At 70.5% G+C, this 16,635-nt stretch carries 14 protein-coding genes and 1 pseudogene; all 15 read right to left on the reverse strand.

The features are described from left to right. Window positions 1–48 precede the first annotated feature (48 nt). Window positions 49–1,230 carry a cell division protein FtsZ gene (gene ftsZ / locus BLP83_RS14085; protein ID WP_091244073.1) on the reverse strand — a complete coding sequence of 394 codons (1,182 nt, stop codon included), beginning with the start codon at window positions 1,228–1,230 and terminating at the stop codon, window positions 49–51. An 80-nt stretch (window positions 1,231–1,310) separates the two neighbouring features. After that, a complete protein-coding gene (ftsA, locus tag BLP83_RS14090) occupies window positions 1,311–2,546 on the reverse strand; it encodes a cell division protein FtsA (protein ID WP_091244075.1) in 1,236 nt (411 codons plus the stop codon). Further along, a complete protein-coding gene (locus tag BLP83_RS14095; RefSeq protein ID WP_091244078.1) occupies window positions 2,543–3,286 on the reverse strand; it encodes a cell division protein FtsQ/DivIB in 744 nt (247 codons plus the stop codon). Before BLP83_RS14095 ends, ftsA begins: the two co-directional genes overlap by 4 nt. Beyond that, window positions 3,283–4,230: a D-alanine--D-alanine ligase gene (locus tag BLP83_RS14100; RefSeq protein ID WP_091244081.1), complete on the reverse strand. Its 948-nt coding sequence runs from the start codon at window positions 4,228–4,230 to the stop codon at window positions 3,283–3,285. The genes BLP83_RS14095 and BLP83_RS14100 overlap by 4 nt, the downstream gene beginning before the upstream one ends. Next, window positions 4,227–5,669 carry a UDP-N-acetylmuramate--L-alanine ligase gene (murC, locus tag BLP83_RS14105; protein WP_091244084.1) on the reverse strand — a complete coding sequence of 481 codons (1,443 nt, stop codon included), beginning with the start codon at window positions 5,667–5,669 and terminating at the stop codon, window positions 4,227–4,229. Before murC ends, BLP83_RS14100 begins: the two co-directional genes overlap by 4 nt. Then, a complete protein-coding gene (gene murG, locus BLP83_RS14110; RefSeq protein WP_091244087.1) occupies window positions 5,666–6,727 on the reverse strand; it encodes an undecaprenyldiphospho-muramoylpentapeptide beta-N-acetylglucosaminyltransferase in 1,062 nt (353 codons plus the stop codon). Before murG ends, murC begins: the two co-directional genes overlap by 4 nt. Further along, the gene (gene ftsW, locus BLP83_RS14115; protein ID WP_245680052.1) at window positions 6,724–8,031 is read right to left on the reverse strand and encodes a putative lipid II flippase FtsW; all 1,308 of its coding nucleotides are present in this window, start codon (window positions 8,029–8,031) and stop codon (window positions 6,724–6,726) included. Before ftsW ends, murG begins: the two co-directional genes overlap by 4 nt. Further along, a complete protein-coding gene (gene mraY / locus BLP83_RS14120; protein WP_091244090.1) occupies window positions 8,031–9,116 on the reverse strand; it encodes a phospho-N-acetylmuramoyl-pentapeptide-transferase in 1,086 nt (361 codons plus the stop codon). The genes ftsW and mraY overlap by 1 nt, the downstream gene beginning before the upstream one ends. After that, window positions 9,106–10,488: a UDP-N-acetylmuramoyl-tripeptide--D-alanyl-D-alanine ligase gene (locus tag BLP83_RS14125; RefSeq protein WP_091244093.1), complete on the reverse strand. Its 1,383-nt coding sequence runs from the start codon at window positions 10,486–10,488 to the stop codon at window positions 9,106–9,108. The genes mraY and BLP83_RS14125 overlap by 11 nt, the downstream gene beginning before the upstream one ends. Continuing rightward, window positions 10,485–11,963 (reverse strand): UDP-N-acetylmuramoyl-L-alanyl-D-glutamate--2,6-diaminopimelate ligase, encoded by a 1,479-nt coding sequence (locus BLP83_RS14130; protein WP_245680053.1) that lies wholly within the window; start codon window positions 11,961–11,963, stop codon window positions 10,485–10,487. Before BLP83_RS14130 ends, BLP83_RS14125 begins: the two co-directional genes overlap by 4 nt. Then, a pseudogene (locus tag BLP83_RS14135) lies at window positions 11,896–13,735 on the reverse strand (peptidoglycan D,D-transpeptidase FtsI family protein); the annotation flags it as partial. The gene BLP83_RS14130 and the pseudogene BLP83_RS14135, both read right to left, overlap by 68 nt. Then, the gene (ftsL, locus tag BLP83_RS14140) at window positions 13,732–14,001 is read right to left on the reverse strand and encodes a cell division protein FtsL (protein WP_091244100.1); all 270 of its coding nucleotides are present in this window, start codon (window positions 13,999–14,001) and stop codon (window positions 13,732–13,734) included. The gene ftsL and the pseudogene BLP83_RS14135, both read right to left, overlap by 4 nt. After that, on the reverse strand, window positions 13,998–14,930 hold the full coding sequence (rsmH, locus tag BLP83_RS14145) for a 16S rRNA (cytosine(1402)-N(4))-methyltransferase RsmH (protein ID WP_091244104.1): 933 nt from the start codon (window positions 14,928–14,930) through the stop codon (window positions 13,998–14,000). The genes ftsL and rsmH overlap by 4 nt, the downstream gene beginning before the upstream one ends. Before the next feature lie 18 nt (window positions 14,931–14,948). Next, complete coding sequence (gene mraZ, locus BLP83_RS14150) at window positions 14,949–15,395, reverse strand: division/cell wall cluster transcriptional repressor MraZ (protein ID WP_091244107.1); 447 nt, start codon at window positions 15,393–15,395, stop codon at window positions 14,949–14,951. 194 nt (window positions 15,396–15,589) lie between these two features. Next, entirely contained in the window at window positions 15,590–16,597 is a 1,008-nt protein-coding gene (locus tag BLP83_RS14155; protein WP_091244110.1) for a mitochondrial fission ELM1 family protein, read from the reverse strand. Between the last annotated feature and the right edge of the window lie 38 nt (window positions 16,598–16,635).

Consider the following 16,635-nt stretch of genomic DNA (forward strand, 5'->3'; position numbering starts at 1 on the left):
TCGGCGGCGATTCAGCCCCACGGGTGGGGCGGAATCCGTTCGACTCGATCAGTCGGCTTGGCGGCGCAGGAAGGCCGGGATGTCGAGGTAGTCCATCGGCAGGTCAGCGGTGGCGACGCGGCCTTCGCTGCGCGCGGCAGCGCGCGGCGCGGGGGCGGCGACTGGATCGATGGCCATGCCGGTGGTGGCATCGCGCAGTCCGGCGACGGGGCGCAGCCGCGGCGTCTCCACCTTCTCGATGCGCTCGTTGCGCGGCGCCGGGCGAGCGGCCACGCCGCGATTCAGGCCGGTGGCGACCACGGTGACGCGGACTTCGTCCTGCATCTCATGATCGAGCACGGTGCCGATCACCACGGTGGCGTCCTCGGAAGCGAACTCCTCGATGGTGCGGCCGACCTCGTCGAACTCGCGCATGGTGAAGTCGGGGCCGGCGGTGATGTTGACCAGGATGCCGCAGGCGCCGGACAGGTTGATGTCGTCCAGCAGCGGATTGCTGATCGCCTTCTCGGCGGCCTCCATGGCGCGCTCTTCGCCGCGGGCGCAGCCCGAGCCCATCATCGCCATGCCCATCTCGCTCATGACCGTGCGCACATCGGCGAAGTCGACGTTGATCAGGCCGGGACGGACGATGAGGTCGGCGATGCCCTGCACCGCGCCCTGCAGCACGTCGTTGGCCGCGCGGAAGGCATGCACCATGGTGGCGTCGCGGCCAAGCACGGTGATCAGCTTCTCGTTGGGGATCGTGATCAGCGAGTCGCAGTGGCTGGACAGCTCTTCGATGCCCTTCAGGGCCACCTGCATGCGGCGGCGGCCCTCGAACGGAAAGGGCTTGGTGACCACGGCCACGGTCAGGATGCCCATCTCCTTGGCGAGCTGGGCGATCACCGGCGCCGCGCCGGTGCCGGTGCCGCCGCCCATGCCGGCGGTGATGAACACCATGTCGGCGCCCGAGATCGCCTCGACGATGCGCTCGCGATCCTCCAGCGCGGCCTGGCGGCCGACCTCGGGATTGGCCCCCGCGCCGAGCCCCTTGGTGACGCCCGAGCCCAGCTGCAGGATGTGCTTGGCGCCGGTGCCCCGGATCGCCTGCGCGTCGGTGTTGGCGCAGATGAATTCAACGCCGTCCAGGCTTGAATTCACCATGTGCGCGACCGCGTTGCCGCCGCCGCCGCCCACTCCGACCACCTTGATGACCGCATTCGGCGCGGCCCGCTCCACCAGTTCAAACATCGTGCTCTCCTTCCGTTCCTTGTGACGCAGCTGCTTGATGACCCCTGATTGATTCCACCGGCGCAGAGGCGCCGACGGCTCTAGAACTCGCCTCTGAACCAGTTGCGCAGGCGCCCGAAGGCGCTGCCGACCTTGCCCGGCACCACCGGCGCGCGGCGCGGGCGCTCCTGCTGGCTTCCCCACAGCAGCAATCCGACGCCCGTGGCGTGCACGGGATTGCCGACCACTTCGCCCAAGCCCCCCACGTATTGCGGAATGCCGATGCGCACCGGCATGTGCAGCATCTCCTCGGCCAGCTCGGCCACGCCCTCCATGCGCGAGGCCCCGCCGGTCAGCACCAGACCCGCGCGCACCAGCTCCTCGAAGCCGGAGCGACGCAGTTCGGCCTGCACCATCTCGAAGATTTCCTCGTAGCGGTTCTGCACCGCCTCGGCCAGGGCCTGCCGGGCCAGTCGCCGCGGCGGCCGGTCGCCCACGCTGGGCACCTGGATGCTCTCTTCCGCGGTCGCCAGCTGGGCCAGGGCGCAGGCATAGCGGACCTTGATCTCTTCGGCATGCGGCGTTGGCGTACGCAGCAGGTGGGCGATGTCGCTGGTGACCTGGTCGCCGGCGATCGGCAGCGAGGCGGTGTGGCGGATCGCGCCCTGGGCGAACACGGCGATGTCGGTGGTGCCGGCACCGATGTCGACCAGAGCAACGCCGAGCTCCTTTTCGTCGGAGGTCAGCACCGCCTGCGAGCTCGCGAGCCCGGCGAGGATGAGATCGTCGACCTGCAGGCCGCAGCGCTGCACGCACTTCATGATGTTCTGCGCCGCCGACTGCGCGCCGACCACCAGGTGCGCGCGCACTTCGAGGCGCACGCCCGACATGCCGACCGGATGGCGGATGCCCTCCTGCGAGTTGTCGACGATGTACTCCTGCGGGATCGCATGCAGGATCTTCTGGTCGGACGGGATCGCCACCGCCTTGGCGGCTTCGAGCACGCGCTCCATGTCGCCGTAGCTGACCTCGCCCTCGCGGATCGGCACGATGCCCGGCGAGTTCTTGCACTGGGTGTGGCTGCCCGAGATCGAGGCGTAGACCGAGCGGATCTCGCAGCCGGCCATGACCTCGGCCTCCTCGATCGCGCGCTGGATCGAGTGCACGGTCGACTCGATGTCGACCACCACGCCGCGGCGCAGGCCGGTCGAGCTGTGGCTGCCGATACCGATGACCTCCAGCGGCTCGTCGGGCGTGTACTCGCCGACCAGGGCCACCACTTTGGAGGTGCCGATGTCGAGGCCGACGATCAGGGATTTGTCGCCTTTGCGGTTCATGTGTTCTGTCTCGGTGCAGCGGGGGTGCCGGCCTCGACGGCCGGGGGCTCGGCCCACAGCAGGGCGAAGCCGTTGGCATAGCGCAGGTCGGCACGAAGCAGGGGGCGCGCGGCTGAGCGCGCGAGTTCCGGCAGCGCGGCGACAAAGCGCTGCAATCGGGGCAGCGGTTCGTTGCGACCCAACACGACCTCGGTGCCGCTGGTGAGGCCCAAGATCCAGCTGCCGCGCGGGCTCAGCTGCATGCGCTGGGGCGGATCGCCGACCAGGGTCAGCAGCGGCTGCACCGCGGCGTGCATCTCCATCATCCGGGCGACCTCGCGATCTTCCGCCTCGAAGCGCGGCAGGCCCTGAAGGGTTTCGAGATAGGGCACCTCGAAGAGCCGGCCCCGATCGGACAGCAGGCGCGACTCGCCCCAGCGCGCCAGCGGGCGATGCTCGACCAGCACGATCTCCAGTGTGTCGGGCCACAGCTTGCGCACCGCCACCTGCTCGACCCAAGGCAAGGCGGCCAGCGCCGCGCGCACCGCCTCGACATCGACCGCGAAGAAACCGCGGTCGAGATGCGGCCGCACGGCTGCCTGCACCTGCTCGGCACTGACCCGCTGGAACTCGGCCGACACCCGCAGCTGCTCCAGCCGCCAGCGGTCGGACGCGAACCAACCGTTCAGCACCGCCACCACCGGCAGGGTGATGACGGTGAGCGCGAACAGCCAGGCGAGCAGGCGGACCAGGGCGTTCATGCGCGCGCGTGGCCCCCGAGGGTCTGGGCGAGGATGGCGAGGCACAGGTCCTCGAAGCCGAGTCCGGTCTGCCGCGCTGCCTTCGGCACCAGCGAGTGGCTGGTCATGCCCGGCGCGGTGTTGACCTCCAGCAGCCAGTTGCGACCCTCGCGGTCGCGCATGACGTCGACACGCCCCCAGCCGCGGCAGCCCAGCGCCTGGAAGGCCGCCAACGCCAGTGCGCCGAGCTCCGCTTCCGCGTCGCCCTGCAGCCCCGGACAGAGATACTGGGTCTCGTCGGAGACGTACTTGGCCTCGTAGTCGTACCAGGCGCCCTTGGGCACGATCTGGATGCTCGGCAGGGCGCGACCGTCGAGAATGCCGACGGTGAATTCGCCGCCCTCGATCAACTGCTCCATCAGCAGTTCGCCGGGATAGCGCGCGGCCAGCTCGATCGCGGTGTCGAGATCGGCCTCGCTGAACACGCGGCTGACACCGACGCTGGAGCCCTCGCAGGCCGGCTTGACGATCACCGGCAGGCCGAGCGTGCGCGCCGCGGCCTGCACGTCCTCGCCCTTCTTGAGACGCACATAGCGCGGCGTCGGCAGGCCCAGCGCGATCCAGACCTGCTTGCTGCGGATCTTGTCCATCGACAGCGCCGAGCCCAGCACGTCCGAACCCGTGTAGGGCACGCCGTAGGCTTCGAGCAGGCCCTGCACGATGCCGTCCTCACCGCCGCCGTGGTGGCCGTGGAGGATGTTGAAGACGCGATCGACCGCGCCTTTCGCCAGCAACTCGCGCAAGGCGGGGATGCCGTCTACGGCGAAGGCATCGACGCCGCGCGCACGCAGCGCTTCCAGCACGTTGCGGCCGGAGTCGAGGCTGACTTCGCGCTCGCTGGAGCTGCCGCCGAGCAGCACCGCGACGCGGCCGAAGGTCTTGGGATCAGGCGTGCTCAGGCTCATGCGGCCCCGTCCGTGTGGGCAGTGAAGTCGAGTCCGGTGGCGGCCAGGGCCTGGCTGCTGCGGCCAATGTCGCCGGCGCCGGAGAGGATCAGAAAGTCGCCGTCCTGCAGCAGGTCCGGCAGGGTCGCGGCGAGGTCGCGCGGATGCCCGACCAGCACCGGATCGATGCGGCCGCGGGCGCGGATGGCGCGAGCGAGGGCGCGCGCATCCGCGCCTGGAATCGGTGCCTCGCCGGCGGGATAGACCTCGGTCAGGACCAGCACATCGACCTCGCTCAGCACCGCGGCGAAGTCGTCCAGCAGGTCGCGGGTGCGGCTGTAGCGGTGCGGCTGGAAGGCCAGCACCAGGCGCTTGTCGGGCCAGCCGCCGCGCGCGGCGGCGATGGTCGCGGCGAGCTCGCGCGGGTGGTGGCCGTAGTCGTCAACGAGTTCGGCGCTGCCCGCGCGCAGGTTGAGCGTGCCGAGGCGGTTGAAGCGCCGCCCCACGCCCTGGAAGGCGGCCAGCGCGCGCGCGATCGCCGCGCCGTCGACGCCCAGCTGCCAGCCCACGGCAGCCGCGGCCAGCGCGTTCTGCACGTTGTGGCGACCGGGCAGGTTGAGCAGCACGGGCAGCGGCGCCTCGCCGGGCAGGTGCAGGGTGAAATGCATCTGCGCGCCGCGCTGGCTGACCGCGGTAGCGCGCACGTCGGCATCCTCGGCGAAGCCGTAGGTCACCAGATGTCGCGGCATCTCGGCGGCGAGTGCGCGCACCTCCGGGTCGTCGATGCAGAGCACGCCCAACCCGTAGAACGGCAGGCGGTGCAGGAATTCGGAGAAGGCGGCGCGCACGCGCGCGAAGTCGCCACCGTAGTTCTCGAGGTGGTCGGCATCGATATTGGTGACCACCGCGATCAGCGGCGTCAGGCGCAGGAAGCTGCCGTCGCTTTCATCGGCCTCGGCGACCAACCAGTCGCCCTGCCCCAGCCCGGCATTGGCCCCGGCCGAGAGCAGTTTGCCGCCGATCACGAAAGTCGGGTCGAGCGCGCCTTCGGACAGCACGCTGGCGGTCAGGCTGGTGGTGGTCGTCTTGCCGTGGGTGCCGGCGATGGCGATGCCGCGGCGGAAGCGCATCAGCTCGGCCAGCATCTCGGCGCGCGGCACGATCGGAATGCGCTGGGCGCGGGCCTCGACCAGTTCCGGGTTGTCGGCGCGCACCGCGCTCGACACCACCACCACGTCGGCATCGCGCACGTTCTCGGCGCGGTGGCCGATGTCGACGCGCACGCCCTGTTCGCGCAGTCGCGCGGTCGCAGCCCCCTCGGCGAGGTCCGAGCCGGAGACGGTATAGCCCAGCGTGCACAGCACTTCAGCGATGCCGCTCATGCCGACACCGCCGACGCCGACGAAGTGGACACGACGGAAGGCGCTGGCGATGTCGCCGTGGTCTGACAGGCGCCTCATGCGCGGGACTCCTCGATACAGATGGCGGCCACGCGCTCGGCGGCATCGACGCGCGCCAGATGGCGCGCGGCCTCGGCCATGCCGGCGGCGCGCGCGGGGTCGGCGGCGAGCGCGGCCAAGGATTCGCCCAGGCGCTGGGCGAAGGCCTCGCCCTCGGCGACCTTCAGCGCAGCGCCCGCTTCGACCAGCCAGTCGGCATTGCGGCTCTGGTGGTCATCGGCCGCGGTCGGAAGGGGAACCAGCACGGCCGGCAGGCCGACCGCGCAGAGTTCGGCGAGCGTCGAAGCGCCGGCTCGGCAGACCACGAGATCCGCCCAGCGGTAGGCCGCCGGCATGTCCTCGATGAAGGCGGTGGTCTCGGCGCGCAGCCCGGCCTCGCGGTAGCGCTGGGCGGTGGCTTCAAGCGCCGCCGTGCCGGTCTGGTGGCGGATCTCGCAGCAGACGCCGGAGAGGCGCAGTGCCTCGGGCAGGTGCAGGTTGAGCGCGCGCGCGCCCTGGCTGCCGCCCACCACCAGCAGGCGCAGCGGGCCCGGCGCGCGTTCGCGCAGCTTGGGCTCGGGCAGCGCGGCGATCGCAGCGCGCACCGGGTTGCCGACGACCTCCTCGTTCGCGAAGGTGCCTGGCATGCCGACCAGACGGCGGCAGGCGAAGCGCGCCAGCAATCGGTTGGTCAGTCCCGGTGCCCGGTTCGATTCGTGCAGCAGCAGCGGACGCCGCAACAGCCAGGCGGCCAACCCACCGGGGCCGGCGGCGAAGCCGCCGAAGCTCAGCACGCAGCGCGGCTTGAGGCGATGCAGCAGGCGCATCGCACCCAGCAAGGCCCGCAGCAGCATGAAGGGCGCGGTGAGCTGCCGCACCAAGCCGCCGCCGCGCAGACCGCGCACCGGCAAAGTGTGCAGGGCGATGCCGGCGGGCGGCACCAGCCGGGTTTCCATCGCGCCCTCGGCACCCAGCCATTCGACCGGCACCGACTGCGCTGCCAGCGCGCGCGCCACGGCGAGGCCGGGGAAGATGTGTCCGCCAGTGCCGCCGGCAAGGATCAGCACGGGGCCGCTCATGGCAGGGCTCCGATACCGGGCTCGATGCGCGTGCGCGCCGGGCCGGGGCGGAACACCGGGCTCGGCGCTTCGATGCGAGCGCTGGCCGCCGAGGCCGGGCGCTGCAGCAGCTCGGCCGGATCCTGCAGGTCCTCGCTGCGCAGCTTGCCGGCCTGGCGGCGGGCACGCTCGGCTTCGTAGCTGACCCGCAGCAGCAGACCGAGCGCCATGCAGCTCAGGATCACGCTGGAGCCGCCGGAGGAGATCAGCGGCAGGGTCAAGCCCTTGGTCGGCAGCACGCCCATGTTGACGCCGATCGACACCAGCGCCTGCAGGCTCATCCACAGGGCCACACCGAAGGCGCAGTAGCCGGCGAAGGCGCGGCCCATCTCGATCGCCCGCAGACCCAGCCAGAAGGCGCGCGCGGCCAGCAGCACGAACAGGCCGATCAGCAGGCTGACGCCGATGAAGCCGGTTTCCTCGGCATAGACCGCGAAGATGAAGTCGGTGTGCGCCTCGGGCAGGTAGAAGAGTTTCTGCACGGAAGCACCAAGGCCGACGCCGGTGGCTTCGCCACGGCCGATCGCGATCAGCGAGTGGCTGAGCTGGTAGCCCGCGCCGTACGGGTCCTGGAAGGGATCGAGGAAAGACACCAGGCGCCGCATGCGGTAGGGCTCGAACACGGCCAGCGCAGCCAGACCCACCGCGCCCAGCGCCGCCGGCGCCAGCAGGAAGGGCGCACGCGCGCCCCCCAGCCAGAGCATGCCGCCGGTGATCGCGCACAGCAGCACGGTCGATCCGAAGTCGGGCTGCAGCAGCAGCAGCACGCCGAGCATGCCGACCACCGCCAGCGGCTTGAACACGCCCCAGAAGCGGTCCTGCAGCTGCTCGCGGTAGCGCACCATGTAGCTGGCCAACCACAGGATCAGCAGCAGCTTCACCGCCTCCACGGCCTGGAAGCCGAAGAAGCGCAGCTCGATCCAGCGGGTCGCGCCGTTGACCTCGCGCCCGAGGCCCGGCACCAGCACCGCGGCGAGCAGGGCAAAGGCGAGGATCAGAAGACTGCTGCCGCGGCGCTCAAGCGCACGCAGCTCGGTGCGCATCAGCATCAGTGCGCCGATCAGGCCCACCGCGAGGAAGAACAGATGCCGGTGCAGGTAGTGCAGCGGCTCAACGCCGTGGCCTTCCGAGATCGCCAGCGAACTGGAGGCCACCATCACCACGCCGATGCCGACCAGGGTCAGCACGACCGCCATCAGCACGCCATCGTAGGCGCCGGCGATCTCGTCGCGCTTCTGCGCTTGCGGCATCGGCAGGCCGAACATCAGCGCACCTTCAAGGTGGCGAGCCCGACCAGCACCAGCACCACGGTGATGATCCAGAAGCGGACGATCACGCGCGGCTCGGGCCAGCCCTTGAGCTCGAAGTGGTGGTGGATCGGCGCCATCCGGAACACCCGGCGGCCGGTCAACTTGAAGCTCGCGACCTGGATCATCACCGACAGGGTCTCGATGACGAAGATGCCGCCCATGATCACCAGCACCAGCTCCTGGCGGACGATCACCGCCAGGGTGCCGAGCACCGCACCCAATGCCAGCGCGCCGATGTCGCCCATGAACACCTGGGCCGGATAGGTGTTGAACCACAGGAAGCCCAGGCCCGCGCCGCCGATCGCCGCGCACAGGACCACCAGCTCGCCGGCGCCGGGGATCTGCGGGATCAGCAAGTACTGCGAGAACAGCGCATGGCCGGAGACGTAGGCGAACACACCGAGCGCACCGGCCACCAGCACGGTCGGCATGATGGCGAGGCCATCGAGTCCGTCGGTCAGGTTGACGGCATTGGAGAAGCCGACGATCCAGAAATAGGCGATGACGATGAAGCCCATGCCCAGCGGCAGGGCGAAGTCCTTGACCAGCGGGATGTGGAAGGCGGTGGCGGCCGGCACATCGGCGGTGGCGTAGAGGGCAATCGCGGCGATCAGGCCGAACACCGACTGCAGCAGGTACTTCCAGCGCGACTTCAGGCCCTTCGGATCGCGGCGGACGATCTTGAGGTAGTCGTCCAGCCAGCCGATGAAGCCGAAGGCCACCAGTACGCCCAGGAGGATCCAGATGTAGCGGTTCGACAGGTCCGCCCACAGCAGGGTCGAGGCCGCTACGGTCGAGAGGATCAGTGCGCCGCCCATGGTCGGCGTGCCGGCCTTGGAGAAGTGCGACTGCGGGCCGTCGCTGCGGATCGGCTGGCCGCCGGATTTCAGCGCCGCCAGCCGGCGGATGAAGGCCGGCCCCAGCCATAGCGACAGCGCGAGCGCGGTCAGTGCGCCCAGGATCGCCCGCAGGGTCAGGTAGTTGAAGACGGCGAAGAAGCGGTCGAAGCCCTCCAGCCAGCGCGCCAGTTCAAGCAGCATGCGGACCTCCGCTGTCGGCTTCATCGAACAGCGCGGCGACCACGCGCTCCATGCGGCTGCCGCGTGAGCCTTTCACCAGCACGCGCAGACCTGCGGCGAGGCGCGGGCGCAGGGCCTCGGCCAGTGCCTCCTGCGATTCGAAGTGCTGCGCACCCTCGCCGAAGGCGCGACTGGCGGCGGCAGCCAGCTCGCCCACCGTGAACAGGCCGGCCAGGCCCTGAGCGCGGGCATGCAGGCCGACCGCGGCGTGCAGGGCTTCGCCGTCCGGCCCGAGCTCGCGCATATCGCCCAGCACCAGCCAGGCCGGACCCGGCGAAGCCGCGAGCGTGTCAATGGCGGCGCGCACCGAGCCGGGGTTGGCGTTGTAGCTGTCGTCGATGACCTGCGCACCGCTGGCGTGCAGGCGCGCACTGAAGCGCCCGGCGACGCCCTGTGCCGCCTCCAGGCCCTGGCCGATCTGCACCAGATCGATGCCGGCCGCCAGCGCCATCGCCGCTGCGGCCAGCGCGTTCATCACGTTGTGCCGGCCCGGCAGCGGCAGGCGCAGGGCCAGCAGCCCGGCCGGCGAGCACAGGCGGAAGCGGCTGCCGGAAGCTTCCATCCGGACATCCTCGGCGAACACGTCGGCATCGTTCTCCACGCCGAAGCGCAGCTGCCGGCGCCCGTCAGCCATCTGCGCGAACAGCGGCGCAAACGCATCGTCGGCATTGATGATCGCCACGCCGTCCGGCGGCAGTTCGCGATAGATCGCGCCCTTGGTCTCGGCGATGCCGAGCAGGGAGCCCATGCGCTCCAGATGCGCCGGGCCGATGTTGTTGACCAGGCCATAGCGCGGCCGCGCGATCCGCGCCAGCCACTCGATGTCGCCGGGTGCACCGGCGCCCATCTCGTAGACCGCGTACTCGGCGTCCTCGGGTTGGTTCAGCACCGACAGCGGCAGGCCGATCTCGTTGTTGAAGTTGCCCGGGTTGGCATACGCGCGGCCGGCGCGCTCGACGATGCCGGCCAGCAGCGTCTTGACCGAGGTCTTGCCGTTGCTGCCGGTGAGCCCGAACACCCGGGTCGAACGGCTGCGCGCCATGCCGGCGGCGAGCCGCCCCAGCGCCAGGCGGGTGTCGTCGCAGCGCAGCTGCGGCAGAGGCAGGGCCAGCGGGCGTTCGACCAGCAGCGCGGCGGCGCCGGCGGCGAAGGCTGCATCGGCGAAGGCATGGCCATCGAAGCGCTCGCCGCGCAGGCAGACGAACAGGTCGCCCGGACAGAGCGCGCGCGAGTCGGTCTGCACGCGCAGCACCGGCTTGCCGGGCACGTGCGGACCCATCAGCAGTTCGGCATCGGCGAAGCGCGCGACCTCGACCAGGCTGAGCGGCCTCATGCGCGCCCCCTCAGTGCCAGCGCGGCCACCGCCAGGTCATCGAAGGGCAGCCGGCGGTCGCCGGTTTCCTGGTAGGTCTCGTGCCCCTTGCCGGCGACCAGCACGGTGTCGCCGGGTCCGGCCGCACGGACGGCGGCGGCGATCGCCGCCGCGCGGTCGCGCTCGACCTCAACGGCAGCACCGGGCGCGAAGCCGGCCAAGATGTCGGCAACGATGGCCTCGCCATCCTCGCTGCGCGGATTGTCGTCGGTGACGAACACGCGGTCGGCCAGACGGCCGGCGATCGCCGCCATCTGCGGACGCTTGCCGCGGTCGCGATCACCGCCGCAGCCGAACACGCAGAGCAGGCGGCCTGCGGTGTGCTGGCGCAAGCTGGCCAGGGCCTGTTCAAGGCCATCGGGCGTATGGGCGTAGTCGACCACCACCAGCGGCTGGCCGCTGGCGCCGCCCAGACGGTTCATGCGGCCGGGAATCGCCGACAAGCGGGGCAGCAGCGCGGCGACGCGGGCGAAGTCCACGCCGAGGGCGAGCAAGACGCCGGCGACGGCGAGCAGGTTCTCGATGTTGAAACGGCCGAGCAAGGGCGAGTCGATACGCACCGACTCGACGCCGTACTGCAGCTGGAAATGCAGGCCGGCGGCGTCGAGCACGAGGTCGCCCGCACGCAGCACGGCATTGCCCGCGCCCAGCGCGCTGAAGCCGATCAGATCGACGCGCTCGCGCAGGCCGGCAGCGATCAGCGCGCCCTGGGTGTCGTCCAGATTGATCACCGCCGCGCGCAGGCTGTCCCAGGCGAACAGGCTGGCCTTGGCGGCGGCGTAGGCTTCCATGGTGCCGTGGTAATCGAGGTGATCGCGGCTGAGATTGGTGAACACCGCGATATCGAACTGCAGGCCGGCCACGCGGCCCTGGTCGAGGGCGTGCGAGGACACTTCCATGGCCACCACCTGGGCACCCGACAGACTGAGCTGGGCCAGCAGACGATGCACTTCGAGGACGTCGGGCGTGGTGCGCTCGTGCGCCACCAGCTGGCCGTGCAGGCCGGCGCCGAGGGTGCCGATGCTGCCAGCCACGCGGCCCAGCAGCTGCAGCGCCTGGGCGGTGAGCTGCACGGTCGAGGTCTTGCCGTTGGTGCCGGTGACGCCGACCAGCTGCAGGCCCAGGGTTGGCGCGGCATAGAGTGCCTGCGCCAGCTGCGGCAGGCGCTCGCGCAGGCCGGGCACGACCACCAGCGGCACCGGCAGCAGCGGCGCCTCGCCTTCGAAGGGCTCGGCCAGCACGAGCACAGCGCCGCGGCGCACGGCTTCGGCGGCATGCAGCAGGCCATGCGTGCGCGCCCCGGCCAGTGCGACGAAGCCCTCGCCCGGCTCGATCGCACGGCTGTCCAGACGCAGTCCGGACACCGAGAGGTTCGGCAGGTCGGAGCGCTCGGGCAGCAGCTCCTGCAGGCTGAGCGCGGGCAGTCGGGGGTTCACTGGATCACCCCGGCGTCGGGCATGGGCTCGATCGCGCCCTCGGCCTCGGGCGGCAGTTCGCCGGGCGGCAGAGGCGTCGCCTGGATCGGCGTCGAGACGTACCACTGCTGGATGTCGTCCGGCGGCACATCAAGGATGCGCAGCGCGTCCGCCATCACGTGACCGAATACAGGGGCGGCCACCAGACCACCGAAGTGCTGCTGCGGATCGGGGTCGTTGATCACCACCACCATTGACAGACGCGGATTCGAGGCCGGCACGAGGCCGGCAAACATGCTGATGTAGCGCTTCTCGTAGCCGCCCGGTACCGAGCGCCGCGAGGTGCCGGTCTTGCCGGCCACGCGATAGCCCGAGACGCGCGCACGGGTCGCACTGCCTTCGGGGCCGGTCACCGTCTCCAGCATGTCCAGCAGGGTCCGTGCCAGCTGCGGGTCGATCACCGAGCGCCCCTCGCCGGCACCACCGCGGACGAAGGTCGGCGGCATCCACACCCCGCCGTTGCCGATCGCGGCGTAGGCCTGGGCGATCTGCAGGGCGTTGGTGGAGAGGCCGTAGCCGTAGGAGATCGTCGCCTTCTCCAGCACGCCCCAGCCGCTGGGTGCGGTCAGCACGCCGGCCTGCTCGCCGGGAAACCCCACCCCGGTCAACTCGCCGAAGCCGAAGCGGCGCAGCAGATCGTGGAAATGCTCGTTGGGCATGTCCAGCGCCAGCTTGACCGCGGCGATGTTGGAGGACTTGGTCAACAGGCGGGTCGGGCTGACCGTGCCGAAATTGCGGATGTCGCGGATGGTGTGGCGGGCCAGCGGCATGTAGCCGGGGCTGGTCTCGATCACGGTGTCGGGCTTCCAGCGCCCGGTCTCCAGCGCGGCCGCCACGGTGAACACCTTGATTACCGAGCCGGGCTCGAACACGTCGGTGAGCGCGCGGTTGCGGCGCGCCGAGGCGTCGGCGCCCTCGCGAGTGTTCGGGTTGTAGGTCGGCAGGTTGACCATCGCCAGCACTTCGCCGGTGGGCACGTCGGTGATCACCACCGAACCGGAAGCCGCGCGGTTTTCCTCCAGCGCGCGGCGCAGTTCGCGGTAGGCGACATGCTGCAGGCGGCGGTCGATCGAAAGCGCAAGGTCGCGGCCAGGCTCGGCCGGGCTGAGCAGGTCAACGTCGATCGGACGCAGCTTCTGGTCGCGCACCACCCGCTTGCTGCCGGGCTTGCCGCTCAACCAATCGTTGAAGGCCAGCTCCAGGCCCTCCTGGCCGACATCATCGACATTGGTGAAACCGATGACGTGGGCAGCGATCTCGCCCATCGGGTAGAAGCGGCGGAACTCGCGACGGTTGTGCACCCCCGGAATACCCAGCGCCAGCACGGCCTCGGCCTCGTCCGGGTTCATCTGCCGGCGCAGGAACAGGAACTCGCGGTCGGCGCGCTCCTCGACCCGACGCGCGAGCTCGGCAGGGTCGAGGCCCAGGGCCACAGCCAGCTCGGAGATGCGCTCCGGGTAGCGGGAGAGTTCCTTCGGATTCGCCCACAGCGAAGCGACCGGCGTCGACACCGCCAGCGGCTCGCCGTTGCGGTCGGTGATCATGCCGCGCGAGGTCGGCACCGGCAGCTCGCGCAGGTGGTACTGCTCGGCCTTGGCCTGGTAGAAGTCGGCGCGCAGCAGCTGCATGTCGGCCGCGCGCGCCACCAGCAGCGCGCCGCAGCAGGCCAGACCCGCGGCCAGCAGGTTCAGCCGCATGCGGAGGTTGACCGGGGGTCGACGCGATCTCTTCATTGGCGCACCACCTGCACCTCGGCCGGCTCGGGCGAGCGCATGCCGAGCTGCTCGCGAGCCACCCGTTCGATACGGAAAGTCTCGCCCCAGGTGGCCTGCTCCAGCTGCAGACGGCCGAACTCGATGTTGAGTTCGTCGCGCTGCGCTTCGAGACGATTGAGCTCAGCGAACAGCTGGCGATGCTCATGGCGCGACTGCACCAGGGCGATGCCGCTCATCACCACGCCGACGAGGAGCGGCAGCCCGAACAGCACGCGCAGGTTCATGCGAGCTTCTCCGCCACGCGCAGCACCGCGCTGCGGGCGCGCGGGTTGCTCGCCAACTCCTCGGCGTCGGCGCGGATGGCGCCGCCGATCAGGGCGAGCGTCGGCTTGAACTCGACGGCCACCGGCAGGCGCCGGTTGCCGGGCGCCGGCTTGGCCAGCGCCTGCATGAACTGCTTGACCTGGCGGTCTTCCAGCGAGTGGAAGCTGATAACGGCAAGCCGCCCCCCCGGTTTCAGCCGGGAAAGGGCGGCCGCCAGCCCTGTAACCAGATCGTCCAGCTCGCGGTTCAGATAGATCCGCAGGGCCTGGAACGTACGTGTGGCGGGATGCTTGCCGGGCTCGCCGCGACCGAGGGTCGCGCGCACCAGGTCAGCCAGCTCCGCGGTACGGCTCAACGGCGCCTCGGCCCGGCGCGCGACGACGGCCCGCGCGATGCGCCGGCTCATCCGCTCTTCGCCGTAGGCCCACAGCACATCCGCGATCTCCGTCTCGGTGGCCCGCGCCAGAAACTCTGCTGCGCTCTCCCCGGTATCCGGGTCCATGCGCATGTCGAGCGGCCCGTCCTGCATGAAGCTGAAGCCGCGCTCGGCCTGGTCCAACTGGGGCGAGGACACCCCGAGGTCCAGCAGCACGCCATCCAGCCCACCGGCCGTGGCCTCCCACTCCGCCAGACCCGCGAAGCTGCCGCGCCGGATCGCCACCCGCGGATCGCCCGCGAACTCGGCCTCGGCGCAGGCGATCGCCTGCGGGTCCTTGTCCATCAACAGCAGTCGGCCGGCCGGTCCGAGCTGGCTCAGCACCCCGCGCGCATGCCCGCCGCGGCCGAAGGTGCCGTCCAGATAGGTTCCGTCCTTGACCACCCGCAGCCCTTCCATGACCTGCGCATACAGCACCGGGATGTGGTCGGCCGGCGGCGCTTCGTGGCGCATCGCCCGAGTCCTCCCCGGCTACAGCGTGAGGTCGAGCATGGCATCGCTGATCTCGTCTTCCCCGATGGTCTGACGGATCTGCGCGAGGTGCGCCTGCTCGCTCCAGAGTTCGAACTTGCCGCCCATGCCCAGCAGGACGGCCTTCTTCTCGATGCCGGCGGCGTTGCGATGGCTGGCCGGCAACAGCAGGCGCCCGTTCGCGTCGACGTCGACGAAGGTCGCCGCGCCCACCAGCTTCAGCTGCAGGGCGCGGTGCACCTTCTTGGCATTCGGCAGGGCGTTGACCTGGTCGCGCACCTGTTCCCAGGCAGCCACCGGATACAGCCACAGGCAGCCCTGCTCGTAGGGGTTGTAGGTGACGACCAGGCGGTTCGCGCAGTCACGCGCGACAAGCTCGCGGTAGGCGGTGGGCACCGCCAGCCGGCCCTTGTCGTCGATCGTGATGGCAGTCTCGCCCTGGAACATTCCCCACCGAACCCCACAAAAAACCCGTTTTTTCTACGGCTACCCACACTAAGCACGGGTTTACGGGGTGTCAAGAAATTTCCGGAGCGAAAACGCAGCTAAACCCCTGTCGGCGTTGGGGTTTTCTGAACAGGATCGGGCAATTTCCAGGCAAAAGCGCAGGGAAACATGCGCTTGGGCGGTCAAGCTAGAAACTACTTTAAGTTCTGACCCGCCTCGGAAGCCGCAGGCGTGACCGGATTCGCAGCCAGCAGGGCCTGCAGTTCCGCACCAATCCGCGCGGTTTCGCGCAGCGGCAGAACATCCCAGCGCTGATAGTCAAGCTTCAGCGGGCGCACCCGGCCGCGCTCCAGCAGATCGCGGTACAGCAGCCCCAGCTTGCCGCGCACCGGCTTCAGCGCCGGCACCAGCACCGGCACGGTGGTGGCGCAGGCTTCGGCCAGCATGTTCGCCGAGTCCGGGGTGACCACGATGCGGTCGGCCCAGGCCAAAAGGCCGCCGTAGGGGTTGGGGCCGTCGGCCTCGCCATGCCACTGCAGGCCGGGCAGGTCGCCCAGGTCCTTGCGCGCGGCCTCACGCAGCCAGGCCGGCGAGCGTCGCGAACTGCTGACGAGCAGGCTGCCGCCGTCGCGCGCCTGCCAGTGGTGCAGGATCGTGCACAGGCGCAGCCACAGCCCGCGGTCCAGATCAAAGGAGGAATGCGGGCCACCCAACAGCACGACCGTGCGCGGCGAGGGCAGGCGGGACAGCTCGGCATGCGCGATCCGCGCCCGCGCCAGCGTCGGCCCGTCGACGCCGTGCAGGCCGCCCGTGAAACTCAACACATTGGGGCCGGCGATCCCGTCATGGGCCGGCGCCAGCACCGCGTCCCAATGGCGCGGGTCGATCCGCGGATCGAGGATTTGCACGGCCTTGCAGCCGGGCACATGGCGCTTCAGCCAGCGCGTTGCCAGCGCGCCCTGGCGGCCACAGCCGATCGCCAGCCGCGGCGGCGCCTCGCGCAGCGCCTGCTCGAAACCCGCCGCGAAGACATCGCCGCGGCCTGGCAGCCAGCGCGGCGCCAGCCAGCGCCAGGGCGCGCGGGTCTGCAGCGTCCACTCGTAGGGCTCGATGCCCAGGGCCTCGGCCAGTGCCAGGGCGGGCTTGCGGTTGCCGGTGGCGCCGTCGGTCAGAACCCAGGCCGGAGCCAGCGTCGGATGCATGCGGTGAGCCCCGGATCTGCAACGCAGCGTTGCGTCGG

This window comes from Aquimonas voraii (genome assembly GCF_900101825.1).
Lineage (GTDB): Bacteria > Pseudomonadota > Gammaproteobacteria > Xanthomonadales > Xanthomonadaceae > Aquimonas > Aquimonas voraii.